Origin of the sequence: Halorubrum sp. CGM4_25_10-8A (assembly GCF_005435025.1) — an archaeon.
Lineage (GTDB): Archaea > Halobacteriota > Halobacteria > Halobacteriales > Haloferacaceae > Halorubrum > Halorubrum ezzemoulense.
In genome coordinates this window covers 233544-258413 of sequence record NZ_SGTX01000004.1, presented here as the reverse complement: position 1 = coordinate 258413, position 24870 = coordinate 233544, and the positions used below count along the sequence as shown (strand labels likewise).

The 24870-nt window shown below is 71.8% G+C and carries 24 protein-coding genes; 9 read left to right on the top strand and 15 right to left on the bottom strand.

The window, feature by feature from the left end; all coding sequences use genetic code 11:
* Positions 1–27 precede the first annotated feature (27 nt).
* Positions 28–1248, bottom strand: a complete 1221-nt coding sequence (locus tag EXE52_RS07170) for a thiamine ABC transporter substrate binding subunit (protein WP_137703595.1) — start codon at positions 1246–1248, stop codon at positions 28–30.
* Positions 1249–1331: 83 nt separating this feature from the next.
* On the opposite strand from EXE52_RS07170, the gene EXE52_RS07165 reads away from it, so the two are divergent.
* The 3 genes from EXE52_RS07165 (at position 1332) to hisB (ending at position 4046) form a co-directional block, all read left to right on the top strand.
* Positions 1332–2171 carry a hypothetical protein gene (locus EXE52_RS07165; RefSeq protein WP_049932068.1) on the top strand — a complete coding sequence of 280 codons (840 nt, stop codon included), beginning with the start codon at positions 1332–1334 and terminating at the stop codon, positions 2169–2171.
* An 86-nt stretch (positions 2172–2257) separates the two neighbouring features.
* The gene (hisA, locus tag EXE52_RS07160; protein ID WP_137703594.1) at positions 2258–3010 is read left to right on the top strand and encodes a 1-(5-phosphoribosyl)-5-[(5-phosphoribosylamino)methylideneamino]imidazole-4-carboxamide isomerase; all 753 of its coding nucleotides are present in this window, start codon (positions 2258–2260) and stop codon (positions 3008–3010) included.
* Positions 3011–3449: 439 nt separating this feature from the next.
* On the top strand, positions 3450–4046 hold the full coding sequence (gene hisB, locus EXE52_RS07150) for an imidazoleglycerol-phosphate dehydratase HisB (protein WP_089308503.1): 597 nt from the start codon (positions 3450–3452) through the stop codon (positions 4044–4046).
* A gap of 17 nt (positions 4047–4063) precedes the next feature.
* Here hisB and EXE52_RS07145 read toward each other — a convergent pair whose 3' ends face one another.
* Positions 4064–4285 (bottom strand): hypothetical protein, encoded by a 222-nt coding sequence (locus tag EXE52_RS07145; RefSeq protein ID WP_049932077.1) that lies wholly within the window; start codon positions 4283–4285, stop codon positions 4064–4066.
* 140 nt (positions 4286–4425) lie between these two features.
* On the opposite strand from EXE52_RS07145, the gene EXE52_RS07140 reads away from it, so the two are divergent.
* A complete protein-coding gene (locus EXE52_RS07140; protein ID WP_137703593.1) occupies positions 4426–5322 on the top strand; it encodes a YkgJ family cysteine cluster protein in 897 nt (298 codons plus the stop codon).
* A 99-nt stretch (positions 5323–5421) separates the two neighbouring features.
* On the top strand, positions 5422–7218 hold the full coding sequence (locus tag EXE52_RS07135) for an L-aspartate oxidase (RefSeq protein WP_137703592.1): 1797 nt from the start codon (positions 5422–5424) through the stop codon (positions 7216–7218).
* 27 nt (positions 7219–7245) lie between these two features.
* Here EXE52_RS07135 and EXE52_RS07130 read toward each other — a convergent pair whose 3' ends face one another.
* The 8 genes from EXE52_RS07130 to larE form a co-directional block, all read right to left on the bottom strand.
* Positions 7246–7539 carry a hypothetical protein gene (locus EXE52_RS07130; RefSeq protein ID WP_049932083.1) on the bottom strand — a complete coding sequence of 98 codons (294 nt, stop codon included), beginning with the start codon at positions 7537–7539 and terminating at the stop codon, positions 7246–7248.
* Entirely contained in the window at positions 7536–8192 is a 657-nt protein-coding gene (locus EXE52_RS07125; RefSeq protein WP_086216054.1) for a GNAT family N-acetyltransferase, read from the bottom strand. Before EXE52_RS07125 ends, EXE52_RS07130 begins: the two co-directional genes overlap by 4 nt.
* Positions 8193–8263: 71 nt before the next feature.
* The gene (locus EXE52_RS07120; protein ID WP_094552660.1) at positions 8264–9406 is read right to left on the bottom strand and encodes a Brp/Blh family beta-carotene 15,15'-dioxygenase; all 1143 of its coding nucleotides are present in this window, start codon (positions 9404–9406) and stop codon (positions 8264–8266) included.
* Positions 9399–10235, bottom strand: coding sequence for a lycopene cyclase domain-containing protein (locus tag EXE52_RS07115; RefSeq protein ID WP_089308496.1), 837 nt, complete (start codon positions 10233–10235; stop codon positions 9399–9401). The genes EXE52_RS07120 and EXE52_RS07115 overlap by 8 nt, the downstream gene beginning before the upstream one ends.
* A 105-nt stretch (positions 10236–10340) precedes the next feature.
* Positions 10341–10991: a phosphoserine phosphatase SerB gene (gene serB / locus EXE52_RS07110; RefSeq protein ID WP_049932087.1), complete on the bottom strand. Its 651-nt coding sequence runs from the start codon at positions 10989–10991 to the stop codon at positions 10341–10343.
* 85 nt (positions 10992–11076) lie between these two features.
* Entirely contained in the window at positions 11077–11265 is a 189-nt protein-coding gene (locus EXE52_RS07105) for a hypothetical protein (RefSeq protein ID WP_049932088.1), read from the bottom strand.
* Between the two features lie 97 nt (positions 11266–11362).
* Positions 11363–11566, bottom strand: a complete 204-nt coding sequence (locus EXE52_RS07100) for a hypothetical protein (RefSeq protein WP_049932090.1) — start codon at positions 11564–11566, stop codon at positions 11363–11365.
* Positions 11567–11674: 108 nt separating this feature from the next.
* Positions 11675–12637, bottom strand: a complete 963-nt coding sequence (gene larE, locus EXE52_RS07095; RefSeq protein ID WP_089308494.1) for an ATP-dependent sacrificial sulfur transferase LarE — start codon at positions 12635–12637, stop codon at positions 11675–11677.
* A 154-nt stretch (positions 12638–12791) separates the two neighbouring features.
* On the opposite strand from larE, the gene EXE52_RS07090 reads away from it, so the two are divergent.
* Complete coding sequence (locus EXE52_RS07090) at positions 12792–14819, top strand: helix-hairpin-helix domain-containing protein (protein ID WP_089308493.1); 2028 nt, start codon at positions 12792–12794, stop codon at positions 14817–14819.
* Between the two features lie 32 nt (positions 14820–14851).
* Here EXE52_RS07090 and EXE52_RS07085 read toward each other — a convergent pair whose 3' ends face one another.
* Positions 14852–15235, bottom strand: a complete 384-nt coding sequence (locus tag EXE52_RS07085; RefSeq protein WP_049932094.1) for a RidA family protein — start codon at positions 15233–15235, stop codon at positions 14852–14854.
* A gap of 159 nt (positions 15236–15394) precedes the next feature.
* On the opposite strand from EXE52_RS07085, the gene EXE52_RS07080 reads away from it, so the two are divergent.
* Positions 15395–15643: a hypothetical protein gene (locus EXE52_RS07080; RefSeq protein ID WP_049932095.1), complete on the top strand. Its 249-nt coding sequence runs from the start codon at positions 15395–15397 to the stop codon at positions 15641–15643.
* Positions 15644–15687: 44 nt separating this feature from the next.
* On the opposite strand, the gene EXE52_RS07075 is transcribed toward EXE52_RS07080, so the two are convergent.
* The 3 genes from EXE52_RS07075 to EXE52_RS07065 all read right to left on the bottom strand — a co-directional run bounded on the left by EXE52_RS07075 (position 15688) and on the right by EXE52_RS07065 (position 21888).
* Positions 15688–16545, bottom strand: coding sequence for a hypothetical protein (locus EXE52_RS07075; protein WP_137703591.1), 858 nt, complete (start codon positions 16543–16545; stop codon positions 15688–15690).
* Positions 16546–16617: 72 nt separating this feature from the next.
* On the bottom strand, positions 16618–19569 hold the full coding sequence (gene uvrA / locus EXE52_RS07070) for an excinuclease ABC subunit UvrA (protein ID WP_094552656.1): 2952 nt from the start codon (positions 19567–19569) through the stop codon (positions 16618–16620).
* Between the two features lie 96 nt (positions 19570–19665).
* Complete coding sequence (locus EXE52_RS07065) at positions 19666–21888, bottom strand: twin-arginine translocase subunit TatC (RefSeq protein ID WP_094519689.1); 2223 nt, start codon at positions 21886–21888, stop codon at positions 19666–19668.
* Positions 21889–22103: 215 nt separating this feature from the next.
* On the opposite strand from EXE52_RS07065, the gene EXE52_RS07060 reads away from it, so the two are divergent.
* Positions 22104–23222 carry a twin-arginine translocase subunit TatC gene (locus EXE52_RS07060; RefSeq protein ID WP_089308488.1) on the top strand — a complete coding sequence of 373 codons (1119 nt, stop codon included), beginning with the start codon at positions 22104–22106 and terminating at the stop codon, positions 23220–23222.
* A 534-nt stretch (positions 23223–23756) separates the two neighbouring features.
* The gene (locus tag EXE52_RS18480; RefSeq protein ID WP_176450650.1) at positions 23757–23912 is read left to right on the top strand and encodes a hypothetical protein; all 156 of its coding nucleotides are present in this window, start codon (positions 23757–23759) and stop codon (positions 23910–23912) included.
* 39 nt (positions 23913–23951) lie between these two features.
* Here EXE52_RS18480 and argF read toward each other — a convergent pair whose 3' ends face one another.
* Positions 23952–24851 (bottom strand): ornithine carbamoyltransferase, encoded by a 900-nt coding sequence (gene argF, locus EXE52_RS07055; protein WP_137703590.1) that lies wholly within the window; start codon positions 24849–24851, stop codon positions 23952–23954.
* Between the last annotated feature and the right edge of the window lie 19 nt (positions 24852–24870).

Here is a 24870-nt window from a genome sequence, read left to right as displayed (position 1 = left end):
GCGCTCGGTCCCTCGTCGGACACGCGATCAGTTCCCGGCGTACTGCCGCTCCCAGGCCTCGACCCACGCGTCGACCGAGCCCTGGAGCTCGTCGTAGGTGAACGTCACCGGGTCGGCCGGCTCCTTCGCCAGCTCGGCGTAGTCGCTCGGCAGCTCCGCGCCGTCGGTCGACGGGAACGCGACGTTGCGCTGGGCGATTTCCCCCTGAACGTCCGGCTCCAGCATGAACGACATGAACTCGCGGGCGAGGTCGGGCTCGTCTGCGTCGGCGAAGAGGGCCATCCCCTCCGGGTTCGCGTACGCCTGGTCGTTCAAAAAGCGGATCTGGTGCTTCTGGAGGTCCGCGCCCTCCATGTCCGCGAACACCTGATCGGTGGAGTAGGAGACGACGATCGGCGCCTCCCCCTCGCTCCACGCCGCGTACGCGTCGTCCCAACTCCCCAGCACGCGCACGTCGTTCGCTTGGAGTTCCGCCCAGTAGTCGAGGTAGTCGTAGTCGGGGTCGCCGTCCCCGCCCGCGACGGCCTCGCCGTCGCCGTCGCTCGCGACCCCGCCGTCGCCGAAGCGGCTGATCGTGTGGAGGAGGAACGCCCGCCCGGTCGCGGAGCCGCCGGGGTTCTGCGCGATGAGCGCGCCCGCGTGCTCGTCGTCGAGCAGTCCGTCGAACGTCTCCGGCGCCTCTGTGGTCGTGCTGTCGTACACGAGGCTGACGTAGCCGGTGTCGAACGGGACCGCCCGCTCGAACGGGTCGAACCGGAGTCCCTCCTTGACCGCGTCGCGCCCGTCGACGTCGCCCGCCTCGGCGAAGAGGTCCTCGTCGAGCGCCCCGTCGACGCGGACGAGGTCCTCCGTCGTGAGCCCGACGTAGAGGTCGGCGTCGATGCCCGCGCCAGAGGCGGCGCGCTCGACGTAGTAGTTCACCTCGTTGTCGGGCGTCGCCCACTCCAGCGTGGCGTCGTACCGGCTCTCGAACTCCTCTTTGAGCCACTCGCCGGGGCTCACCGACGGCGCGTCGATGAAGTTCGTGTACGTGGCGACCGTCAGGGTCGGCGTCTCGTCGCCGCCGTCGCCGCTCTCCGATCCGCCGTCGTCGGTTCCGTTGCCGCCGCCCCCGTCCCCGTCGTCGACCTGCTCCGCGCTACAGCCGGCGAGCGCGACGGCCCCCGCCGCCCCGGCCGCAGTCAGGAACCGCCGCCGGGTGTGTGGCCGAGCGCGTCGCCGCCGTGTCCTGCTTTCGTCGTCGGTCATCACTCGGTTGTTGTACTCGGTGGTTACATAAGGGATCCGGGTCGGGGCGACACCGATTTCCCCGTCGCGGCCGTCGAATTCGTATGAAGCAGCGTCCGACGAACGGATCTGCGGCGACGCCGCCCCCACGCGAGACGACCACCCGACGCCGCCTGATCGCCGGCGGCGCGGCGGTCGGCGTCGCCGGGCTCGCCGGCTGTCTCGGCGCCCGCGACGGGCCAGTCCCGGCCCCCGAGGTGACGAGCGACCGGGTCGACGACTGGCGACGGACCGACGAGTTCGAGCGGACGGTGTTCGAGCGGTCGTACGGTCCCGTCACCGTCCGGGCGCTCGAACACACGGGAATCTACGAGTACGCGCCCGTCGCGGACGCGCTCGCCGAGACGCTCGGCGGGTCCGGGTCGCCGGTCGTCTTCTTCGCGACGCGGATCGACCTCCGGCCCGCCGTCGACCGACTCCCGGCCGAGATCGGCCGCGAGCGGATCATGCGCGAGGTGGAGGCGGCCGCGACCGACGCCTTCCGCGGGCAGCTCCGGAGCGCCGGCATCGAGAACGTCGAAATCGCCGACGAGGGGATCTCCACCGTCCGGTCCGGCAACACGGCGACCGTGTGGCGGCTGACCGGCGAGTACGCGCTCGACGGCGAGGTCCCGCTCCCGGACGGGACCGCCGCGGGACTCGATCGACCCCTCGACATCGGGGCCCGCCTCGGCGTCTGGCACGACGGAACCGACGTGATCGTCGCCGGCGGCGCGTATCCGACCGATCCCCTTCTCGACGCCTTCGACGCGGCGCTGCCGGACTCGATCGACGCCGAGAGCGCTGTGCGACGGCTCGCCGGCGCCGAGAGCGCCGAGGCGCTCGCGACCGACCCCGCCGCCTACGACGAGGACGTCTCGCAGTTGCTCATCTCGGTGGTGTGAGCCGACGGCCCCCCGAAGCCCCCCGCTCGGCCCTCCTTCCGCCTCGAACCGACCCGTTTAATCGCCGTCGCGGGCTTCAGTCCTGTATGAGCCACTTCTCGGAGTTCGAAGTGATCCCCGCCGTCGACGTACAGGACGGCGAGGTCGTCCAGCTGGTCGGCGGCGAGCGCGGGACGGGCAAGCGCTACGGCGACCCCGTCGCGGCCGCCGAGCGCTGGGTCGAGGCGGGGGCCGAAACCCTCCACCTCGTCGATCTCGACGGCGCGTTCGAGGGCGAGCGCGTCAACGCCGGCGCGATCGAGTCGGTCGTGGACGCGGTCGGCGGCGACGGCGCGGACGCGGTCGGCCTCCAGCTCGGCGGCGGCATCCGGGCCGCCGAGGGCGCGCGCGCGCTGCTCGACTTGGGGCTCGACCGCGTCATCCTCGGGACCGCGGCGGTCGAGACCCCGGATATCGTCGCGGAGATCGACGAGACCCACCCGGGGAGCGTCGTCGTCAGCCTCGACGCGAAGGACGGCGAGGTCGTCGTCTCTGGCTGGACCGAGGGGACCGGGCTCGACCCCGCCGAGGCCGCCGCCCGCTACGAGGAACTGGGGGCCGGCGCGATCCTCTTCACGAACGTCGACGTGGAGGGGCAGCTGGATGGGATCGACCGCGAGGCGGTCGCGAGCGTCGTCGAGGCCGTGGATATCCCGGTTATCGCGTCCGGGGGCGTGGCGACGGTCGAGGACGTTATTGATTTAAAAGAGGCCGGCGCGGCCGCCGTCGTCGTCGGCACCGCGTTATACGAGGGCGAGTTCACGCTGCGCGAGGCGCAGGACGCGGCGGACGAGATTTAAATCGACTTCGCATTTACCGTTGATTGCTTATAATAACTGACTGCGGATCGCCGGCGAACACCGCCAAAGCCCCAGCCGCGAGGACTCGCGCGCCTCGTTGCGCGCTTCACTCGGTCGCTCACTCCGTTCGCTCCCTCGCTCCAGTGCTTACGTCGTCGTGCTTCGTCCTCGCGGCTGCCCCTTTGACTCCCACCCGACCGCACCGCAACCGCGCCTCACACCTCCCCAGCCTCGCGGCTCCCTCCGCTTCGCTCCGGTCGCCGCGTCCCTCGCGCGCGCTGCCTCGCGGCCGCCGGTGGCGACCGCTCGCAGGCACGCGCCACCGCACCCCCGTTTATAACCATTCCCTCGACTCCCGCACCACGTCCGCTCCTCTCTCGCGGATCCGGAACCCCGCCACACCCGCAACCGACTTACGAATCCCCCGCGACAGGCCGGTATGAGCGACCACGACCGGACCGCGGCCGTCACCCGCGAGACGAGCGAGACGACCATCGAACTCACGCTCGCGGTCGACGGCGACGGCGACAGCGAGGTCGACACGGGGGTCGGCTTCTACGACCACATGCTCGAATCGTTCGCGAAGCACGGCCTGTTCGACCTCACGGTCCGCTGCGACGGCGACCTCGACATCGACGACCACCACACCGTCGAGGACGTGGCGATCTGCCTCGGCGAGGCGTTCGACGAGGCGCTCGGCGACAAGCGCGGGATCCGGCGGTACGCCGACCGCCGCGTCCCGCTCGACGAGGCGGTCGCGAGCGTCGTCGTCGACGTGGCAGGGCGGCCGTACTACGAGTTCTCCGGAGAGTTCTCACAGGAGTCTGTCGGGGAGTTCACCAGCGTCATGGCCGACCACTTCGCGCTCTCCGTAGCCCACAACGCCGGGCTGACGCTCCACGCCGCGGTCGAGCGCGGCGACAACGCCCACCACGAGGTCGAGGCGCTGTTCAAGGCGCTGGCGCGCGCGCTCGACGACGCCACCCGGCTCGACGAGCGCCGCAGCGACACGCCAAGCACGAAGGGCGAGCTCTGAGGCGGCGTCCCTCGGGGTCACTCGGGCGCGGCGAACTCGTTGTACTCCCCGTTGTGGTATACGAGCTCGCCCGTCTCTTCCAGCTCGTGGAGCAGGTCGAACACCTCGCTGTACTCGTGTTCGCGGTCGTACTCGACCGCCAGCCGCTGGACGACCACCCCCGGCGTCACCGCCGCGGCCTCGTGTTCTCGGACGATCCGGACCGCGAGCCGCCCGAGTTCCGCCCGTTCCGAGTCCATCTCGTGACGACGTTCGGCCGGGGTCGGCAAAACGGTCCGGGTCCGGGATGCGTCCGGTTCGCGTTCCGTCCGGACTCGGTTCGCGTCCGGTTCGCGTTCCGCCGACAACTTATCACACTGCGAACCGTTGGCAGGGCCGTATGGAACTCCGCTGTGAGGGCTGCGCCGGCTGCTGCGTCGACTGGCGTCCGCTCGATCCGGCCGCGGCGGGCTCAGACCGCACCGGGCCTCGTCCCCCGCTCGACGACACCTACGACCTCGTCCCGCTCACCCGCGACGAGGTCGTAGGCATCGTCGACGACGGCCTGGGCGACGCCCTGGTCCCCCGACTGTTCGAGCCGGCCGAGCGCGACGAGCGCGTTCGGATCGACGGGACCGACCTCGCCGCGATCGACGGCCGCCCCGTCTTCGTCGTCGGCCTCCGGAAGCCCCCCAAACCGGTCGCACCGATCGGGACCGACGAGCCGCGCTGGCTCGGCGCCTGCGCCTTCCTCGACCCGACGACGCTCCAGTGCCGGATCCACGGCGACGACCGCTACCCGCGCACCTGTTCGAGCTACCCGGGTCACAACCTCGAACTCGACGCCGAGACCGAGTGCGAGCGCGTCGAGGCCGCCGGGGGCGGGGACCGGCTCCTCGACGACGAGCCGGCCGACGACCTCCCGGCGCCCGCGTTCGGCCCGCAGGCGCTCGGCGCGACGGTGTTCGCGTACCCCGACCCGGAGGACCTCGACGGCGTCGTCGCCCGGCTCCGCGACGGCGGGGCGAGAGCCGACGACCGCGCCCGCTTCGCCGGCGCCGCCGTCGGCTCTCGCCCCGGATCGCTGTCGGTGACGCGCGACCGCATGGCCGAGGCTCGGGACGACGCCCGCGAGGCCGACTCGTGGGTCGGGTCCGCGATCCGCGAGTGGACGGAGCGCGCCGGCGCCGACGGCGAGCGGGTCGGCCTCGACCGCGACGCGCGCGACCGCCTCGCCCGCGTCGTCGAGGACGACGCCGGCGCGCCCGGCACGCCCGGCTGGGACGCGGAGCGATAGGGGACGCGCCGACCGTCCTCGGTCGTGTGTTCGCGCCGCCTTCTCGCGCGCACGCACACGCGCGTGAGGCTTACCCGTCTCCGGACCCTCCGTTCGAACATGGACGAACGAGCCCCGACTGACGAGCCGGTCGAGTACGCGCGAGAGGACGTGTCCGTCCTCGTCGTGGGCGCCGGCGCCGCCGGCGCGCGCGCGGCGATCGAACTCGCCGAGCGCGGCGTCGACGACGTGCTCGTCCTCGGGAAGCGCGGACACGGCGACGCCCACACCACGTGGGCTCGGGGCGGGATCAACGGCGCGCTCGGGACCCACGACCCCGAGGACTCGCCCGCGATCCACGCGGCGGACACCCTCAACGAGGGCCACCTGATCAACGATCCCGGGAAGGTCGAGACAGTGACCGCGCAGATGCCCGAGCGGCTCCGCGAGCTCGACGACTGGGGGATGGCGTACTCCCGCACCGACGACGGCGCGATCGACCAGCGGTTCTTCGGCGCGCAGTCGTTCCGCCGGACCGCCTTCGCCGGCGACCACACCGGCGAGTCGCTGCTGAACACGCTCGTCGACCGCGCGCAGGCGCTGTCGGTCCCCTACCGCGAGAACGTGATGATCACGAAGCTGGTCTCCGACGGCGAGGCCGTCCACGGTGCGGTCGGCTTCGACATGGACGACGGCGAGTTCGTACTGTTCAACGCGGGCACCGTCGTTCTCGCCGCCGGCGGCCACGCGGCGATCTACAACCGGCACACCTCCCGCGACGACGAGAACAACGGCGACGGCGCGGCGCTGGCCTTCGACGCCGGCGCGTCGCTGATGGACATGGAGTTCATGCAGTTCCACCCGACGGGGATGGCCGTCGACGAGGCCGACCCCGAGTGGGCGCCGTGGAGCGGCCGCCTCGTGACCGAGGCCGTCCGCGGCGAGGGGGGCCGCCTGTTCAACGCCGAGGGCGAGCGGTTCATGGAGCGCTACTCTCCGGACCAGATGGAGCTCGACGCCCGCGACGTGGTCGCCCGCGCCATCGCCCGCGAGATCGGCGAGGGGCGCGGCACGGAGCACGGCGGCGTCTACCTCGACATCTCTCACCGCGACGCCGACTTCATCGAGGAGCGGCTCCCCAGAATGTACGAGCGGTTCCAAGACCTCGGCGTGGACATGGCCGAGGAGCCCGTCGAGGTCGCGCCGACCTCCCACTACGGGATGGGCGGCGTCGCCGTCGACGACCACGGCGAGACCGACGTTGACGGCCTCTTCGCCATCGGGGAGACGATGGCGGGCGTTCACGGCGCGAACCGCCTCGGCGGCAACTCGCTGGCCGAGACGGTCGCGTACGGCGTCGTCGCGGGCGAGCGGATCGCCGACCGCGTCGACGGCCCGGGCGAGGTGCCCGACGCCCTCCGCGAGGAGACCGTCGAGCCGCACCTCCGCGACCTGCGCGCGATGGCGGACAACGACGGCGCCAACGAGGTCGACGCGGTGCTCGCAGACCTCCGCGAGCTGATGTGGGAGCACGCGGGCATCCTCCGCGACGAGTCGTCGCTCCGCGAGGGGCTCGACCGCCTCGCCGCCGTCCGCGACCGCGCCGCGGACATGCGCGTCGGGCCGGTCACCAGCGAGTCGTTCGAGCTCGCCGTCGACGCCGGCTTCATGCTTGTCGCCGCCGAGGCGGTCCTCCGCGGCGCGCTCGAACGCGAGGAGTCGCGCGGCGCGCACTACCGCACCGACCACCCCGACACCGACCCCGACACCGACCCCGACTGGCGGCGCAACGTCTACTTCGACGCGGCCGACGTCGGCGGCATGACGCTCCGCACCGAACCGGTCGATCAGCCGAGCGACGCCGTCCAGGCCGCCCTCGACGAGGGCCACGAGCTGGACTACCACCAGCTAGAGTAGCGACGGCCCGCTCCGCTCGTCCCTCCTTCACCCGCCCCGCTCCCGGTACCAGACGCGCTCGCCGACCGGCGACTCGCCGTCGTCGATCGGGAGCCGGCTCACGAACAGGTCCCGCACGGCGAGCGTGAGCGTCAACTCGACGGGCTCGCCGCGGTCCCCGTCTGCCACCGCTTCATCTCCTCCCGCCTCTCTCTCCGGCACGATCGGCCGCACCGTCACGACGCAGTGGCCGTCGCGCTCGCCGATCGATTCGACGACGCCGACCGACCACTGGTCGACGTGGTGCGACGGTTCCCTGGCGTGGACGCGGTCGTGGTTCACGACCGGCTCGCCTCCGCGTCGGTCGCGTCGCCCGCGACGCGCCGCACGGCGAGCGCGCCCTCGCAGGTACACGTCTCCTCGCACTTCGGGCACTCCGCCGCGGGGCGCTCGATCGGGTCGCGGTGGATCGTCTCGTAGCCGTGCGCGTCGAACAGCTTCTCCGGGGAGTCGTCGCCGCCGTGGTACCACGAGTCCGCGAGGAACAGGTCGACGCCCCGCTCCGCGCCGGCCTCGTGGAGGCGACCGAGCAGCCGACTGCCGATCCCCCGACCCGTCGCGCCCTCCCTGACGTACCCCATTTCGAGGTGGCCGTACCGCTCCGCGGCGGGCAGCAGGTCGGGGTCGTCGAAGAAGTACATCTCGTCGGCGACGGCGGTCGGATCGGTGAACTCGCGGAGCGCCATGACGCCGAGGATCGCGCCGTCCCGGTCGCCCTCGCCGTCGACAGCGTCGGTTCGGTCACTCTCGCCGTCAACCGCGTCTCCCGCCGACTCGACGGCGTCCCCCTCGACCGCGACCAGCACGTGGTACGTCGGGTCGTCGATCCCGAGGTCCACGCCGTAGGAGCTCCCCTCGGTGAAATGAGAGGTGATGAGCGCCTCCAGCGGCTCGGCGTCGCCCGGTCGCGGCTCGCGGATCGCGATCTCGTCCATCTACCGGACGGACGCCGTCGCCGACCAAGAGCGGTGCGGTGCCGGCACCGGCCGCCTCCGGTCGGCGCCGATCAGGCCCCGGCGCCCGGCCGCCAGACTCCCTCCCGCCGGTCGAGCCACGCCACGACGACGACGTGCGGGAGCGTCATGGCGGCGATGGCGACGAGCGACACGGCGAGCAGGTCGCCCGGCGCCGCCACGCCCGCGGGGACCGAGACGCCGACCGCGCCGACCACGAGGAACCCGCCGAGCGTGAGCGGCGCCGCGTCGCGCCCGAAGCGGGCGAGCGCGCCGACCGCGTCGCCGGCCGACGCCGCGCTCGCCGCCGCTGGGTCGACGAGGACGAGCCGGCCGACGTGCCGGAGCGCGTGCCACAGCGCGAAGTACACCCCGATCGCGAACACCGGCGCGGCGAGCAGGAACCACGCCCACAGCACGGCCAGCTCGCCGGCGTCGCGGCGCCAGCCGCCGGCGTCGCGCCCGCTCCGAACCCGCCGGTAGCCGAGCCCGACCGACGCCAGCGTCGCGGCCGCCATCCCGACGCCGACCCCGGCGCGGACCGCGGGCGCGAACAGGGGGCCGACGGCCGTCGCGGCCGCGCCCCCGTCGACGAGGAACAGGCCGACGATCCACTCGGCCACCAGCCGGTACTCCTCGGGGTGCGCGAGGAGCGGGACGCCCATCGGGAGGCCGCCCCGGACGATAAGCGCCAGCCAGCGCTCGGCCGAGGTGGGGAGGTGGTCGACGCCCGCGATCGCGAGCGTCGCCACGTCGCCCTGCCCCCAGTGGAGCCACGTGAGCGCGATGAACCCGACGAACGCGGCGACGGGCGCGGCGAAGAACGCTGCGACGACCGCCCCGCCGAGGACCGCGTAGCCGACGGAGACGACCGCGATCGACCGCCGGAGCGACACGCCCGGCGCGGCCCGTAGGGGGACGAGGTGGTCCACTGCGCCGTGCGCCATCCCGACGGCGAGGGTGCCGAGCGCGAACGTCGCGACGCCGAGTTCGACCGGAAACAGGGGGGTCGCGGCGCCGACCGGCAACAGCGCCGCCAGCGCCAGCGCCGGACGTCGCGCGAACCACCGGTCGACCCGCTCGGCCGCCGGGTCGGCGTCGCGCCCGTCGCCGACGCTCTCGTCGGCCCCGCGTCCCGCGGTCGCGACGGACCGGGCGTCCGCCGCGCTCCGCGACGCCTCCGACGCCTCAGTCATCGACTACGTCCGGGTCCGGGTCGGCCGGGGACTCGGGGCCGCGAACGTCCCGCTCGGGCTCCGACCCGGCGCCGGCGACAGCGTCCGCCGCCGCCCGGCGGCGGTCGTTCCAGTCGAGCACCCACTCGAACAAGACGAGGCCGTTGATCGTCATCACTCCCGCGGCGACGAAGAACAGCATCTCTTCGATCGGGAGGCCGAGGACCGCGATCCCGGTCGTCAACTCCGGCGAGAGGTACCACGTCCCCATGCCGATCGCGATCCGGTCGGCGACCCAGAAGTACGCCGCCGGGGCGAGCGTCGCCGTGATCCACAGCCGCGGCGTGCGCGCGAGGTAGCCGCCGCCGACGCCCCACTGGAGCGCGAGGACGGGCCCGACCCACGCGATCAGCCCGCCGAGGTACAGGAACGACGGGTCGAGCCACGCGAGCCCCAGCCCGATCGGGACCATCGCGAGGCCGACGAGGACGCCGGCGGCCCGGGGCACGCGGTCGAAGTCGCCCTCGCGGAACGTCGGATCGAAACCGATCCGGTGGAGCGCGAACGCGACCACGATCGTCTGGATCGCGAAGAACAGGTACTCGCCGAGCGGGATCGAGAGCGCCCGCGCGACGACGGCGCCGTCCGCGTACCCCCAGGCGCCCCGGCGGATCATGTAGCTGATCCACGGGGTGGTGTAGGCGTACGCGATGGCGACGAGGATCGCGATCCCACCGACCGCCCGGCGCTGCCGCGTCGCCTCGTACCGCGGGGCGAGGTACCACAGCAGCGCCAGCACGGGGAGACTGAAGACGAGGTGAAACTGGAGATACGTCAGCGTCGGTAGCATCGGACCACCCCGGCGAAGACGCTCATGCCAACATATCGCCCCCGTTTCTGTTTAACCCTTCAGCCCAACGTGGTCAGGTATCGCCGGCCCGAACCGGTTCGGTGATCAGTCCCCGGCCGCGAGGACGCCGTGCGCCTCCAGCACCTTCCCCAGCCGGTACATGGAGGCGACGACCGAATCACAGACCGGCCGCACCGCGGACTTCGGGACGAAGCCGACCGCCAGGCCCGCGACCTCCAGCATCGGGAGGTCGTTCGCGCCGTCGCCGACCGCCACCGTCTCGCGCATCGGGACGCCGACCTCGGCCGCGAGGTCGGCGAGCGCGTCGTCCTTCGTCCCCTCGATCAGCGGTCCCTCCGCCTCGCCGGTGAGGGCGCCGTCCGGTCCGGTCGGCAGTCGGTTGGCGACGATCGTGTCGACGGCGACCCCCTCGCGAGCGAGCGCCGCCTCGACGCCGCGCTCGAACCCCCCGGTGAGGACGGCGACGTGGTGCCCCTCGTCGCGGAGGCGCTCGATGAGACGCGCGGCGCCGGGCCGGATCCGCACCGCGTCGAACGCGTCCTCGACCTCCGCCTCGGGAAGGGCTTCCAGCAGCTCCGCGCGCCGGTAGAGGCTCTCGGCGTAGCTGAGTTCGTCGTTCATCGCCCGCTCGGTGATCTCGGCGACCTCGTCGGCGACGCCCGCCCGCTCCGCGAGCAGGACCGTCATCTCGGAGTCGGAGAGCGTCCCGTCGAAGTCGAACGCGATGAGACTCATGGCGTCCGTTCGTCGCGGCGGGGCCTTGAAGCGCGCGGTCGCCCCCGATTTTCACCGGCGGGAGCGCCTCTCGGACACGGCCCGCTCACAGCCGCTCGCCGCGGTACTCGAAGTACCTGACCTCCTCGGCGCACCAGGCGCAGCCGCACTCGCTGTAGTAGCCGCTCCGCCCGGTGAGCCGATCGGGGTGGGTGATCTCGATGCCGCGCTGGAACCGCTCCGCGAGCTCGTGGTATCGGTCGCACTCCTCCCAGAACGACGCCGCAGCGGCCATCGCGTCAGTTTACGTGAAACTCGCATTTGAACGGTACTCCGAACTCGCGCCCGCCCGGCCCCTTTCGGCCGCGTCGCAGCGGCTCGCGCCGCCCTCCTCACTCGCCGTCAGCGTCGGCGAGGAACTCCACGTCGCCGGCGATGACCGCGCTCGCGATGACGCCGACGCCGACCACGGTGGCGACCCCGAGGGTGGTCATCGTCACCGAGAGCGCCGAGCCGCCGATCGCGACGCCCACGAACGCCCCGACGGCCCCCCCGACGCCGCCGGCGATCACCGCCAGCGTCTGTGCCTCCCGCATAGGTGTCGCTTTAGTAACACGGGTTATAAGCGTTCCCGCCGGGTTCTCTCCGGTGATAACGCCGCCCTCATTCCGGCGCCGGTGCCGCTCTCGGCGGTCGCCGGCGCCTCAGCGCGGGTACCGCCGCCCGAGGTCGGCGCCGTCGTCCGCCGCGTCGCTCCCGGCGGGCTCTCCGTTCGCGTTGTCGGAGTTCTCGTCGCCCGCATCCCCGTCGCCCACCTCCTCGCCGCCCGGACTCACGCTCCCGGTTCGGTAGCCGGCCATGTCGAGGGTGACGTACTCGAAGCCGAGGTCGGTGAGGTGTTCGTGGACGGCGTCGGCGAAGGCCGGGTCGAGCGCGCGCTCCAGTTCGTCGGGGGCGATCTCGACGCGTGCGAGGCCGTCGTGGTCGCGAACCCGGAACCCCTCGAAGCCCCACTCGCGGAGCACCCGCTCCGCCTTCTCGACGCGGGTCAGCCGCTCCTCGGTGACCTCCAGCCCGGTCGGGATCCGCGAGGAGAGACACGCCATCGAGGGCTTGTCGGCCACGGAGAGGTCGCGAGACTCGGCGATCGCGCGGACCTCCGCCTTCGTGATCCCGGCGTCGAGCAGCGGCGAGAACACGTCGAGCTCCTCGACCGCGCGGAGCCCCGGTCGGTGCCCCTCGCCGGGGTCGTCCGCGTTCGTCCCGTCGCAGACGGTGTCGATCCCCAGCTCCTTCGCGGTCTCGTACATCCGGCCGAGCCGCATGGTCCGGCAGTGGTAACACCGGTCGCCGTCGTTGGCGACGAAGTTCGGGTCGTCGAGCTCGGAGAACGTCACCGTCTCGTGGCGGACCCCGATCTCGTCGGCGACTCGCTTCGCGTCGTCGAGCTCCGCCGCGGGGAGCGTCTCGCTGCGGGCGGTACACGCCACGGCGTCGTCGCCGAGCGCCTCCGTCGCCAGCGCGGCCACCACCGCGGAGTCGACGCCGCCCGAGAACGCGACGAGCACCCCGTCGCGCTCGCCGAGCGCCTCGCGGGCGGTCGCCGCCTTCGCCGCCGCCTCGGGGTCGAGCGACCCGTCGCCGACGGCACGCGCGTCCTGACTCATGGCAGGCGTTGGCGACGAGCGCGAAAAAGGGCGTCGCACCCGGCGCGCTGGTCCTCGCTCTGAGACGCGCGCCGCCCCCGACCCGCCGGACGCCCCGGGGATCCGCGGGAGCGACCCGCACGCTTTACACCGTTGCCGTGATACCGGCGGGTAGATGGAGCTGGAGGCGATCCCCGGCGTCGGCGCCAAGACGGCCGCTTCGCTGCGCGAACTCGACGACCCGGTCGCGACCGTCGAGTCCGGCGACGTGGCCGCCATCGCCCGCGCGCCGGGCGTCAACGAGGCCCGCGCGGCCCGCATCGCTCGCGGAGCGATCCGGCGCCGCCACGGCGACGACGGTCGCGTGCTGGCCACCGACCGCGCCCGCGAGCTGTACCGGGAGGCGATCGACCTGCTGCGCGAGCGCACCGTCACCGACTACGCGGCGAAGCGGCTGGAGACGTTCTACCCGAGCGCGTCCGCCTCGCGGATCGCGGAGGCGCAGTCGTTCGCCGCCGACGCGGCCGACCGCGACCCCGACCCGGCGGTCCGCGAGGCGCTCGCGGACTGCGCGCCCCTGTCGGACCCCCCGACCGTCCGCGTCCGCGACCGCTGCCTCGCGACGGCCGACGCCGAGACGCTCGCGCGCGCCGAGGCGGAGGTCCCCGAGCTCTCCGTCGAGACCGTCGAGGACGCGCGTGACGTCTCCGAGCTGGGCCGCTCGTACGCGTCCGTGATCGTCTTGGACGAGTCGTTCGCCGGGCTCGACGTGGAGGGCGACGTGAGCGTGCGGCCGGACGCGCTGGAGGCGCCGGCGGAGACGGTGCCCGAGCGGCTGCTCGCCTTCTTCGCCGAGAACCGCGACCGGCTGGAGGCGGCCGCGGCGGTCCACGAGGCGGCCGCGGCGGCCGGCGACCCCGTCTCGGGCGGCGGCCCTCCGGTCGCCCTCGACCGCCTGCGCGACGCGCTCTCGCGGCTCGACGACGACGGCACGATCGCCGGCGACGCGGAGCTGGACCGACTCACCGCCGCCGTCGACGACCTCGACGCCGCGGTGTCGACGGCCGCCTCCGTCGCCGACGACCGGCTGCGCGAGGCGATCCGCGAGCGCGACGTCACCATCGAGGGGACCGACTTCCTCTCCCTCGTCGAGCAGGGCGCCCGCGTGGACTCCCTGCTGGACCGCGAGCTCGCCGACGAGTACGACGCGGCCGTCGACGCCGCCCGCGAACACCTCGCCGACGCGCTCCGACTGGAACCCGAGGAGGCGGAGCTCGCGGAGCGCGTCTTCGGCGGCGACCCATCTTTCCCGGTCGACCACGACGAGAGCGCCGTCTCGCGGCTCCGGACCGAGCTCTCCGCGGCCCGGGACCGCCGGGCGGCGAAGCTGAAGGCCGACCTCGCGAGCGACCTCGGGGACCTCCGCCAGCCGGTCGAGGAGCTGGTCCGCGACGCCCTGGAGCTCGACGTCGAGCTCGCCGTCGCGCGGTTCGCGCGCGACTTCGACTGTACGCTGCCCGAGGTGGTCGAGCCGGCGGGCGACGACGGCGGCGAGGCCCCGCCCGCCGGCTTCCGCATCGAGGGCGGTCGCTCCCCGCTCCTCGACGTCGACTTCGCCGATGTCGAGCCCGTCGACTACGGCGTGTCGGGCGCGACGCTGCTCTCCGGGGTGAACTCCGGCGGGAAGACCTCGACGCTCGATCTGGTCGCGCTGGTCGTCGTGCTCGCGCAGATGGGGATGCCCGTGCCGGCCGAGTCGGCGACCGTCGAGCGGTTCGAGGAGATCCACTACTACGCGAAGTCGCAGGGCACCCTCGACGCCGGCGCGTTCGAGGCGACGCTGCGGGACTTCGGCGACCTCGTCGACGGCGCCGACGGTCGGCTGGTCTTGGTGGACGAACTCGAATCCATCACCGAGCCGGGCGCCTCCGCGAAGATCATCGCGGGCATCTTGGAGGCGCTCGACGACCAGGACGCGACCGCCGTCTTCGTCTCGCACCTCGCCCGCGAGATCCGCGCCGCCGCCGACTTCGAAGTCGCGGTCGACGGCATCGAGGCCGCGGGGCTCGTCGACGGCGAACTCCGCGTGAACCGCTCGCCGAAGAAGGGGCACCTCGCGCGGTCGACGCCGGAGCTCATCGTCGAGAAGCTCGCGGACGACCGCGGCGGCGAGTTCTACGGCGACCTGTTGGAGAAGTTCTGAGCCGGGAGCGGGTCTCCCCCCGCCCCGAGAACTCAGTCGCCGCCGTCGAGCTCCGCCGTGACCGTGATCTCGACGTCGAGCGGCGCGGGGAGCCGAGACACCTCGACGCAGGTCCGCGCCGGGTACGGCTCCGAGAGGAACGACCGGTACGCCTCGTTCACCGCGTCGTAGTCGTCCATGTCGGTGAGGTAGACGGTCGCCGACACGATCGCGTCCGGGGTCGTCCCGGCCGCCTCCAGAATCGCGGCGACGTTTTCGAGCGTCTGCGTCGTCTGTTCGCCGACCGAGTCGGGCGCCTCCCCCGTGTCGGGGTCCACGCCCGTCTTCCCGGAGACGTGGACCGTGTCGCCCGAGACGATCCCCTGCGAGTACGGGCCGAGCGCTTCCGGGACGTCGTCCGTCGTGATCTCTCGCATGACCGGGGCGACGGCGCGCCGCGGCATCAAGATGCGGGTCGCGGGGGTCGCCTCGGCCGCTCCGACACCGCCGCGAGGCGGTCGCCCCGACCCACGCCCCGTCCGGGCGTTCGTCGCCCCGCCGACATATTCATACAGGCTCGGTCGGAATCGAGCCGTATGCCAGCCGTGTCCCCGTTCGGCGTCCTCCTCTTCGCGGCGCAGGTCGGCGTCGGCGCTCAGGTGTCCCGCTTGCTCCCCGACCGTGACCGCGCCCGTCGCGCGGCCGTCGGGCTCGCCGTGGCGGTACTGGGTCTCTTGATCCTGTTCCGCTTCGGTTCCATCGCGGCGCTCACCGTCGACCTGATCGCGCTCCTCGTCGTTGCGAGAGCCGTCGGATCGCCCGGCCGTCGGCCGACGGCGGGGTAACGCGACGGCCTCGGCGCCGCGTCGTCCCGGTTACGATCGCACCCTCAGAGCCAGACGAGCCGCCACTCGCCGTCCGCGGTCGCGGCGAGCCACTCCAGTTCGAACTCGTCGCCGTCGCCGTCGGTGACTGTCACCGAGACGACCGCGTTCTCCGCGGCGACGGTCTCGATCGTCTCGTCGTCCGCGGCCCCGGCGAAGAAGTCCGAGACGCTCCGGACGCGCTCGGCGTCCACGTCCTCGGCGACGACGGCGGCCTCGACGAGCCCCTGACGCCGCGCGCCGTCGAAGAGGCCCGGCACGTCCGCCGCCACCTCGCCCAGCGGCGACGCGGGGTGCGAGAGCTCCCGGACGTCGTCGGCGAACGCCGCCGCGCTCTCGGCCTCGCCCGCCCGCCGGTAGTACTCCCTGACGACCGTCACCGGTCCCTCCGGTTCGCCGGGCCACACGACGCCCCACTCGCCGTCGTCGGTCGCGACGAGCCACCGACGCTCGAACTCGCCCCCGTCGCCACCGACGACGGTCGCCGAGACGACCGCGTTCTCCGCGGCGATCGACTCCAGCTCCTCGTCGGTGAGCGAGGCCGACAGGAATCCGGATATCGAGCGGATCCGGTCGGCCGAGACGTTCTCCTCGACGACCGCGGCGTCGGCGAGCTCCTGTCTCACCGTGGTGTCGAACGCCATCGGCACGTCCTCGGCGAGCGTCGAGAGCGGGGAGACGGGGTGCGCGAGCGCCGGAACGTCCGCCGCGAACGCCTCTGCGTCTTCGCTCGCGCTCGCCCGCCGGTAGTACGCCTCGACCGCCGCCGCGGGACCGCCGGCGCCTTCGGCGGTGGAGGAGCGCCCGGCCGCGAGCGCGAGGACCGCTGCGCCGCCAACGGAGAGGAACGACCGTCGTTCCATGACCGTGTGTCAAGCGATGTCGAGCAAAAGTTCTTTTCCCAATTTCGCCCCGAAAGCCGCCACAGACGCCGCTCAGTCGTCGTCCGCGACCGCGGGCTTCCGACGGTCGTCGCGGGGGCCGTCGAGGTCCACGTCGGGCAGCATGTCGCGGAGGTAGCGCCCGGTGTGCGAGGCGTCTTCCCGAGCGATCTCCTCGGGGGTACCGCTCGCGACGAGTTCGCCGCCGCCGTCGCCGCCCTCGGGGCCGAGGTCGATCACGTGGTCGGCGTTCTTCACGAGGTCGAGCTCGTGTTCGATGACGACCACGGTGTTGCCGGCGTCGACGAGGCGGTGGAGCACGTCGATCAGCTTGCGCTCGTCCTCCTTGTGGAGCCCCGTCGTCGGCTCATCGAGCAGGTAGAGCGTGTCGCCGGTCGCGCGCTTGCCGAGCTCCTCGGCGAGCTTGACGCGCTGCGCCTCGCCGCCCGAGAGGGTGGTGGAGGGCTGGCCCAGCTCCATGTAGCCGAGCCCCACGTCCTTCAGCAGTTTCAGGCGGCGTTCGAGCCCGCGGTGGCTCTCGAAGAAGTCGTACGCCTCCGCGACGCTCATGTCGAGCACGTCGGCGATGGTCTTCCCCTTGTACTCCACGTCGAGCGTCTCGTCGTTGTAGCGGGCGCCGCCGCACTCCTCGCAGGGGACGTACACGTCCGAGAGGAAGTTCATCTCGATCTTGACGGTCCCCTGCCCGCCGCACTCCTCACAGCGGCCGCCTTTCACGTTGAACGAGAAGCGGCCCTTCTCGTAGCCGCGGCGCTTCGAGAGCTTCGTCTCCGCGAACAGCTCTCGGACGTGGTCGAACACGTCCGTGTACGTCGCGGGGTTCGACCGCGGCGTCCGCCCGATCGGCGACTGGTCGATGAGCCGCACCGTCTCGACCCCGTCGAGCCCCTCGATCGCGTCGTGTGCGCCGGGATCGACCGAGGTGTTGTCGTTCATCTCTCGCGCCAGCCCCTTGTAGAGGATGTCGTTGACGAGCGTCGACTTCCCCGAGCCGGAGACGCCGGTGACGGTCGTCAACGTGCCGAGCGGGATCGGCACGTCGAGGTCCTTCAGGTTGTGCTGGCGCGCGCCCGTCACCACGAGTTCGCCGTCTGGCTCGCGCCGCTCGTCGGGCACCGGGATCGACTTCCGGCCCGCGAGGTAGTCGGCGGTCACCGACTCGTCGGTCCCGACCACCTCGTCGAAGTCGCCCTGCGCGACGACCTCGCCGCCGCGCTTGCCGGGGCCGGGGCCCATGTCGATGATCTCGTCGGCGCGCCGCATCGTCTCCTCGTCGTGTTCGACGACGAGCAGCGTGTTGCCGAGGTCGCGGAGCCCTTCGAGCGTGTCGAGCAGACGGTCGTTGTCGCGCTGGTGGAGGCCGATGGAGGGCTCGTCGAGGACGTAGAGGACGCCCACCAGCCCGGAGCCGACCTGCGTCGCGAGCCGGATGCGCTGGCTCTCGCCGCCGGACAGCGTCGACGCCTCGCGGTCGAGCGTGAGGTACTCCAGCCCGACCTCCTCCATGAAGCCGAGCCGCGCGCGGATCTCCTTCAGGATCTCCTCGGCGATCGTCGTCTCGCGCTCGTTCAGCTCCGCCTCCATTCCCTCGAAGTGCTCGCGGGCGTCGGCGATCGACAGCTCGTTCACCTCGGTGATCGACGTGCCGGCGACGAGGACGTGCCGCGACTGCTCCTTCAGTCGGGTGCCCTCGCACTCGGGACAGGTGGTCACGGCCATGTACTCCTCGATGTGGTCGCGGGCGCGCTCGGAGTCGGTCTCGACGTGGCGGCGCTCCAAGTTGGGGATGACGCCCTCGAAGCGCTCCGTCTTCTCGCGCGTGCCGTTCTTCGTCGTCCACTCGAAGTGGACCATCCCGTCGGTGCCGTAGAGGAACTGCCGCCGGATCGACTCGTCGAGCTCCTCGAAGGGCGTGTCGAGGTCGACGCCGAAGTGCTCCGCGACGTTGTCGAGCTGGCGCGAGTAGTAGGTGCGGTCGTAGCTCCACGGCTCGAACACGTGCTTCAGCGGCTTCGAGGGGTCCTCGACGACGAGGTCCTCGTCGACCTCCTTCGTCGAGCCGATCCCCTCGCACTCCGGGCAGGCGCCGTACGGACTGTTGAAGGAGAACGAGCGCGTCTCGATCGCGGAGAACTGTACGTCGGAGTTGGGGTTGCCCAGCTCCTCGGAGAACTCGACGACGAGGCGGTCGTCGCCGTCGGCGTCGGCCGCGAGCGATCCCGTCGAGCGCGCGTTCGACGCGAAGGGAACGTCCTCGGGCGGGTCGGGGACGATCAGCTTGAGGACGCCGCCCGCCTCCTCGAGGGCGGTCTCGACCGAGTCGGTGATCCGCGAGCGCGCGTCCGGGGCCACCCGAACGCGGTCGACGATCACGTCGATCGTGTGGTCGTAGTTCTCGTCGAGGTCGGGGTCGTCGAGGGTGAGATCGACGGGCTCGCCGTCGATCTCGACGCGGCTGTACCCGTCGCTCACCAGCTCCTCGAATAAGTCCTCGAAGGCGCCCTTCTGGTCGCGGACGACCGGGGCGGCGATCTTCGCCCGCGTGCCCTCGGGCAGGTCGAGGATCTGCTTCACCATGTCCTGGGCGGACTGCTCGCCGACCTCCTCGCCCGTGACGGGGTCGTACTGGGTGCCGATCCGGGCGTACAGCAGCCGGAGGTAGTCGTGGAGTTCGGTGACGGTCCCCACCGTCGACCGTGGGTTGTTCGCCGCGTTCTTCTGGTCGATCGAGATCGCCGGCGAGAGCCCCTCGACGGACTCCACCTGCGGTTTGTCCATCTGTCCGAGGAAGTTGCGCGCGTACGCCGACAGCGACTCGATGTAGCGGCGCTGTCCCTCTGCGTAGACGGTGTCGAACGCGAGCGACGACTTCCCCGAGCCAGAGAGCCCGGTGACGACGGTGAACTCCTCCCGCGGGATCCGGACGTCGAGGTCCTTGAGGTTGTGTTCCTCGGCGCCGCGGACCTCGATGTAGTCCTTGCTCATTTCACTTCGTCCGTTGCGGGCGCGCGCGGGAATAGTCGTCGGTCGCGGGGACCGGCAGCGCCCGTTCTCGCCGTCGGCCGCGCCGAGTGCGGGGACTCACTCCCCGACGAACTCCGCGGGCGGAGAGAGGTCCCGCCGCCCCCCGAAGGTGACGAGGAAGAGGACGCCGACGCCGACGCCGTACGCCAACATCAACGGGATCGTCGCGAGGAACATCGTGATCACGTCGGCGGGGGTGAACACGGCCGCGACGAGCAGGATCCCGATCGTCACCTCGCGCCAGCGGGCGCGGAACACGCGGTACGGGACGCCGGCGTTGTTCAGCAGGACCATCGCGATGGGGATGTCCGCGAGGAAGCCGATCCCGATGGTCGTGTAGATGACGAGCCAGAGGAAGTCGCTCACCTGGTAGGTGATGACCATGTCCGCGAGGCGCGCGTCGGTGACGAGCCAGCCGATGATCCCGGGGGCGATGTACGCGTACCCGAGCGCGAAGCCGCCGATCATCCCGGCGCCGAGCGCGCCCGCCCACAGGTACACCTGATAGAGCCGCCCGGCGACGAAGCCGCGCTCGCGGAGCGCGGGCCACGCGTAGTAGAGGGCCACGGGGAACGCGGCGAAGATCCCGAGCATCACCGAGAACTTCACCATGAAGATGAGCGCCTCGACCGGGTGGAGCGTGATGATGTTGATCCCGCCCTCGACCTCCGCGGGCACGCGCCGTTCGAGGTCGCCCCGGACCGTTCCGAGCCCGCCGAGGTACAGCCACGTGAACGCGGCCGCCATCACGGCGCCGAACACCGCGACGATCCGGAACGACCGCGTGCGCAGCGAGTCGAAGATGAACTTGAGGTCCGTGTAGTAGCCGCCGATGTCGTCTTCGGCCTCCTCCTCGTTGCCGTCGGTGAGCTCCGCGAGGAACGTCGAACTCGCCCGCGAGGTCCGGTTCTGGACGTTCCCGACGAGCCCGTCCTCGCCGGCGTCGTCCGCGCCGCCGTCGCCGTCCGCGCCGCCGTCGCCGTCCGCGCCATTGTCGCCGTCGCTCCCCTCGTTCGCCTCGTCGAAGCGGTCGAGGATCGCCTGCGCCTTCTCCGGGTCGTCGTCGTCGATCGCGGATTGCGCGAGCGCGAGCGACTCCTCTTCGCCCATCTCGGCGAACGCGTCCGCGGGGGCCGCCCGCACGCCCGCGGCGTCGAGTTCGCCCACGTCGATGGCGGTCGGGTCGCCGTACCGGTAGCCCGCGCTCGCGGTGTCGAGGTCGGTGTACACCGCCCACAGCGTCGCGACGGCCGCGAACGCGATCGCCCACGCGGCCGCGTAGACGCCGAGCGCGGTCGTCGGGTCGACGCCGAGCCCGGCGCCCGGTTCGAGGAACCGCCGCGTGCTCCCCGCGAGCCGGAGCAGGTCGTTGACCGCGGTTCGACCGCCGTACTCGTAGAAGCCGTACACGAGCGCGCCACCGAGGACGGTCGCGCCCCCGACGACGTTCCAGTGGTTCCGCACGGCGCCGAGCACGTCGATCCGGTCGGAGCTCCGTTTCGCCGTGACGACGAGCTTCGCGAGGTAGAGGCTGAAGCCGTACAGCGCGACCAGCGGGAACGCCCACAGTAGCTGGGTGAACGGGTCCGGCGGCGAGAAGACGGCGCCGAACACGAAGATGGCGACGACCGCGTAGCGCCACTTGTCGCGGAACGTCTCGTACGGGACGATCTCGGCGTACGACAGCCCGGTGATGACCATCGGCATCTGTCCGGCGAGGCCGAACGAGAGGGAGAGGAAGACGATGAACTCAGTCCACATCACGATCCCGTAGGTGGGCTGGATGTCGGCCTCCAGCCCGAACTCCGCGAGAAAGCCGAACATCAGCGGGAAGAAGGCGAAGACGCCGTAGGCGACGCCGGCGGAGAACAGCCCCGCGGCGAGCAGTCCGAGGAGCGCGAGCTTCCAGCGGGCGATCGGCGACTGCGGCCACATACCGCGAGCGCGGAGTTCGTCGCGGGTGACGTAGATCAGCGGCGGGATCGCGGCGATCGCGCCCACGATCAGCCCGATCTTCGCCTGGAGGAGGATCACTTCGAACGGGGTCGTCGCGATGATGTCCGCCTCCTCGGCGACGGCGGCGCTCATGTTGGACTCGGTCACCTCCCGCAGCCGGTCCCAGATGTACGTTCGGAGCGCCCAGAACGTCGCGAGGAAGCCGATGAGGAAGACGACGAACACCTTCTGGAGATCCTTCTGGATCGATCGAAGGAACGCCTTCGCCGTCTCGCGGCCCTCCGCGATCGACTGCTGGGTGTCTTCGTCGAGGGCGCTCGCCATACGGAAGGCGACGGTCGTCGCCGTTATCAACCTTTTCGACCGCGGGCGCTCCGGCCGCCGAGCCGTCGCGGGGCCGTTGAGCAGTTACGAGCCCGCCGGGCCCGGCCAGGCCGCCGCTTCGGTCGCTCCGTCGCCGCCGCGAGACCCGGTTTCGCCCCCGCGCGACGCAGCCATCCGAAAAGGTTGATAACCGCCCGGTCGCGTAGGGCAACTGAATGGACGACTCGGACCGGCCGCGCGACGACGACTCGGCCGCCGCTGACGGGTCGACCGACGAGGACGAACCCGAGAGCGACGCCGCCGGAGAGGGCGGCGAGAGCGTCGAGTCCGTCGACGCCGCGTCCGAGAGCGTCGAGTCCGAGGTCGAAGCAGAGGTCGGACCCGAGGTGGACCCCGCCGCGGTCGACGCCGACTCGACCGCCTCCGCTGACGCCGACTCGGCCGCCTCCGCGGCCACCGGCTCCGCGGACGCCGCCGACCCGTCGACTGACGGCCTCCCGGCGACGGACGACGCCCAGAGCCTCGGCGACGGCGGCACGCCGGCGACGACCGCGGACGCACCGACCGCCGACGCCGCCACGGCCGTCGAGGACGAGCCGTTCGAGGGTATCGAAGGGCCGGAGACGGACGAGGAGATGCCGCTGGCCGCGCACATCGAGGAGATGATGCGCCGGCTCGCGGTCGTCTTCCTCATCGGCGGGCTGGCGACGCTCGTCGTCGTCACCGAGTCGACGGAGCTGATCAACTACTTCTGGAGCTACCACATCCCGGCGCCGCTGGAAAACCGCCCGCGGCTGTACGGCCCGCTCGAACTCCCGCTCACCCGCCTGAAGGTGGCCGGTCTCGCGGGCGTCGTGGTCGGGCTCCCGGCGTTCGTCTACGAGACGTACCGGTTCATGCGCCCGGGACTCTACGAGACGGAGCGCCGCTACTACCTCGCGGCGGTCCCGACGAGCCTAATCTTAGGCGGTGTCGGGATCGCGTTCGCGCACTTCCTCGTGTTGCCCGCGATCTTCTCGTATTTCACCACCTACACCTCCGACGCCGCGACGATCGCTTTCGGGCTCGCGGAGACGTTCAACCTGATCGTCATCATGCTCGCGTTCATGGCGATCGTCTTCCAGATCCCGCTTTTCATCATGCTCGCGATCATGATGAACCTCGTCACCCGGCAGTGGCTGGAGGCGAAGCGGCTGATCTTCTGGGGGTCGTTCCTCGGGATCGCGTTCCTGTTCAGCCCCGATCCGACCGGGATGGCGCCGATCATCGTGACGCTCACGATGATCGCCCTCTTCGAGGGGACGCTCGCGATACTGCGCTGGACCGGGAACTAGATCCGGTCGGTGCTGTTTCTACCACTGATTGCGGATCGACAGCAGGCACCGTCAGCGCCTCAGACGCTCGGCCGTTCGTGAACTGCGGTTCTACGGCGACCGCCTCCCAATCCCCAGCCGCCCGGCTCTACGCAGACACCTGCTGATCGCCGACGACACCTCCGAAGCCCTAGCCGCGAGACTCGCGCGCCCTGTTGCGCGCCTCACTCGGTCGCTGACGCTCCCTCGTTGCGGTGCTTACTGCGGCGTGCTTCGGCCTCGCGGCAGCGTGGCGCTACGCGCCACGGGCAGCCGGCGGCTTCGCCGCCGGCGACTGCCCCTTCGAGTCCCGCCCCGACCACACGGCGCCGCACCTCACACCGCCCCAGCCTCGCGGTTCACTCCGGGCTCCCTTCGGTCGCCCGTCGCTCACCGCGTCCCTCGCGCGTGCGACTCGCGCCCCGCGGGCGCTCGTCGGCACGCGCCGCCGCTCCGCCGACACGCGGCTCCGCTCCGCCGACACGCATTAGTCCGCCGCGGCAGGATCGACTCGGTATGGTCCTCGGCCTCGTCGTTCCGGCAGCTATCTCGTTCGTGTTCGCCGCGGTCGCGGCGTACGTGGGCGCCCTCCGCGCGCTGGAGGTGTACTTCGACCCGAACCAAGACAGCGTCTTCCTCATGGACGACCGCGACCCGCCGAACCGCCGGTGAGGCCGCGGCAGTTCCGGTTCGGCCCCGCCAGCGGCGCCCTCACGACTCGCCGAGCAGCTCGACGAGCAGCGCGTTCTGCGCGTACATCCGGTTCTCCGCTTGGTCCCAGACCAAAGCCCGGTCGGATTCGAGCACGCCGTCCGTGATCTCCTCGCCGCGGTGCGCGGGCAGGCAGTGCATCACCTTCGCGCCGGTGTCCGCGAGCAGGTCGGCGTTCACCTGGAACCCGTCGAAGGCGGCGAGCTTCTCCTCGCGCTCGTCCTCCTGCCCCATCGAGATCCAGACGTCGGTGTAAACGACGTCGGCGCCCTCGATAGCGGTCGCCGGATCAGCCGTCGGCGCCACGTCCGCGCCGAACTCGGCGGCGCGGTCGAACACGTCGGGGTCCATCCCGTAGTCGGCGGGCGTGGCGACCTCCACGTCGACGCCGGCCATCGCCGCGCCGACGACGAACGACTGCCCGACGTTGTTGCCGTCGCCGACCCACGCGACCGTGGCGTCCTCGCCGACCGTCTCCCGGATCGTGAGGAGGTCGGCGAGCGTCTGACAGGGGTGCGCCTCGTCGGTGAGCCCGTTGATCACGGGACAGTCGGCGTACTCGGCGAGGGTCTCCACGTCCTCGTGGTCGAACAGCCGGGCCATCACGCCGTCGACGTACCGGCCGAGGACCCGCGCCGTGTCCTTCAGCGGCTCGCCGTGGCCGAGCTGGATGTCGTCGGGGCCGAGGAACATCGCGTGGCCGCCGAGTCGAGTCATGCCCGTCTCGAAGGAGACCCGGGTGCGCGTCGAGGGTTTCTCGAAGATCATCCCCAGCGTCGCGTCCCCGAGTCGAGGGTCGGTCTCGCCCGCCTTCATCGCGGCGGCGCGGTCGAGCAGGGCGTCCAGTTCGGCGGGCGTCACGTCGTCGATGTCGAGGAAGTCGTCGGTTGCGAGGGGCATCGTTGGTGTGTGTCGGGTG

Coding starts and splice junctions, on each gene's coding strand:
- EXE52_RS07170 (WP_137703595.1), bottom strand. CDS start 1,248: ATGACCGACGACGAAAGCAGGACACGGCGGCGACGCGCTCGGCCACAC.
- EXE52_RS07165 (WP_049932068.1), top strand. CDS start 1,332: ATGAAGCAGCGTCCGACGAACGGATCTGCGGCGACGCCGCCCCCACGC.
- hisA (WP_137703594.1), top strand. CDS start 2,258: ATGAGCCACTTCTCGGAGTTCGAAGTGATCCCCGCCGTCGACGTACAG.
- hisB (WP_089308503.1), top strand. CDS start 3,450: ATGAGCGACCACGACCGGACCGCGGCCGTCACCCGCGAGACGAGCGAG.
- EXE52_RS07145 (WP_049932077.1), bottom strand. CDS start 4,285: ATGGACTCGGAACGGGCGGAACTCGGGCGGCTCGCGGTCCGGATCGTC.
- EXE52_RS07140 (WP_137703593.1), top strand. CDS start 4,426: ATGGAACTCCGCTGTGAGGGCTGCGCCGGCTGCTGCGTCGACTGGCGT.
- EXE52_RS07135 (WP_137703592.1), top strand. CDS start 5,422: ATGGACGAACGAGCCCCGACTGACGAGCCGGTCGAGTACGCGCGAGAG.
- EXE52_RS07125 (WP_086216054.1), bottom strand. CDS start 8,192: ATGGACGAGATCGCGATCCGCGAGCCGCGACCGGGCGACGCCGAGCCG.
- EXE52_RS07120 (WP_094552660.1), bottom strand. CDS start 9,406: ATGACTGAGGCGTCGGAGGCGTCGCGGAGCGCGGCGGACGCCCGGTCC.
- EXE52_RS07115 (WP_089308496.1), bottom strand. CDS start 10,235: ATGCTACCGACGCTGACGTATCTCCAGTTTCACCTCGTCTTCAGTCTC.
- serB (WP_049932087.1), bottom strand. CDS start 10,991: ATGAGTCTCATCGCGTTCGACTTCGACGGGACGCTCTCCGACTCCGAG.
- EXE52_RS07105 (WP_049932088.1), bottom strand. CDS start 11,265: ATGGCCGCTGCGGCGTCGTTCTGGGAGGAGTGCGACCGATACCACGAG.
- EXE52_RS07100 (WP_049932090.1), bottom strand. CDS start 11,566: ATGCGGGAGGCACAGACGCTGGCGGTGATCGCCGGCGGCGTCGGGGGG.
- larE (WP_089308494.1), bottom strand. CDS start 12,637: ATGAGTCAGGACGCGCGTGCCGTCGGCGACGGGTCGCTCGACCCCGAG.
- EXE52_RS07090 (WP_089308493.1), top strand. CDS start 12,792: ATGGAGCTGGAGGCGATCCCCGGCGTCGGCGCCAAGACGGCCGCTTCG.
- EXE52_RS07085 (WP_049932094.1), bottom strand. CDS start 15,235: ATGCGAGAGATCACGACGGACGACGTCCCGGAAGCGCTCGGCCCGTAC.
- EXE52_RS07080 (WP_049932095.1), top strand. CDS start 15,395: ATGCCAGCCGTGTCCCCGTTCGGCGTCCTCCTCTTCGCGGCGCAGGTC.
- EXE52_RS07075 (WP_137703591.1), bottom strand. CDS start 16,545: ATGGAACGACGGTCGTTCCTCTCCGTTGGCGGCGCAGCGGTCCTCGCG.
- uvrA (WP_094552656.1), bottom strand. CDS start 19,569: ATGAGCAAGGACTACATCGAGGTCCGCGGCGCCGAGGAACACAACCTC.
- EXE52_RS07065 (WP_094519689.1), bottom strand. CDS start 21,888: ATGGCGAGCGCCCTCGACGAAGACACCCAGCAGTCGATCGCGGAGGGC.
- EXE52_RS07060 (WP_089308488.1), top strand. CDS start 22,104: ATGGACGACTCGGACCGGCCGCGCGACGACGACTCGGCCGCCGCTGAC.
- EXE52_RS18480 (WP_176450650.1), top strand. CDS start 23,757: ATGGTCCTCGGCCTCGTCGTTCCGGCAGCTATCTCGTTCGTGTTCGCC.
- argF (WP_137703590.1), bottom strand. CDS start 24,851: ATGCCCCTCGCAACCGACGACTTCCTCGACATCGACGACGTGACGCCC.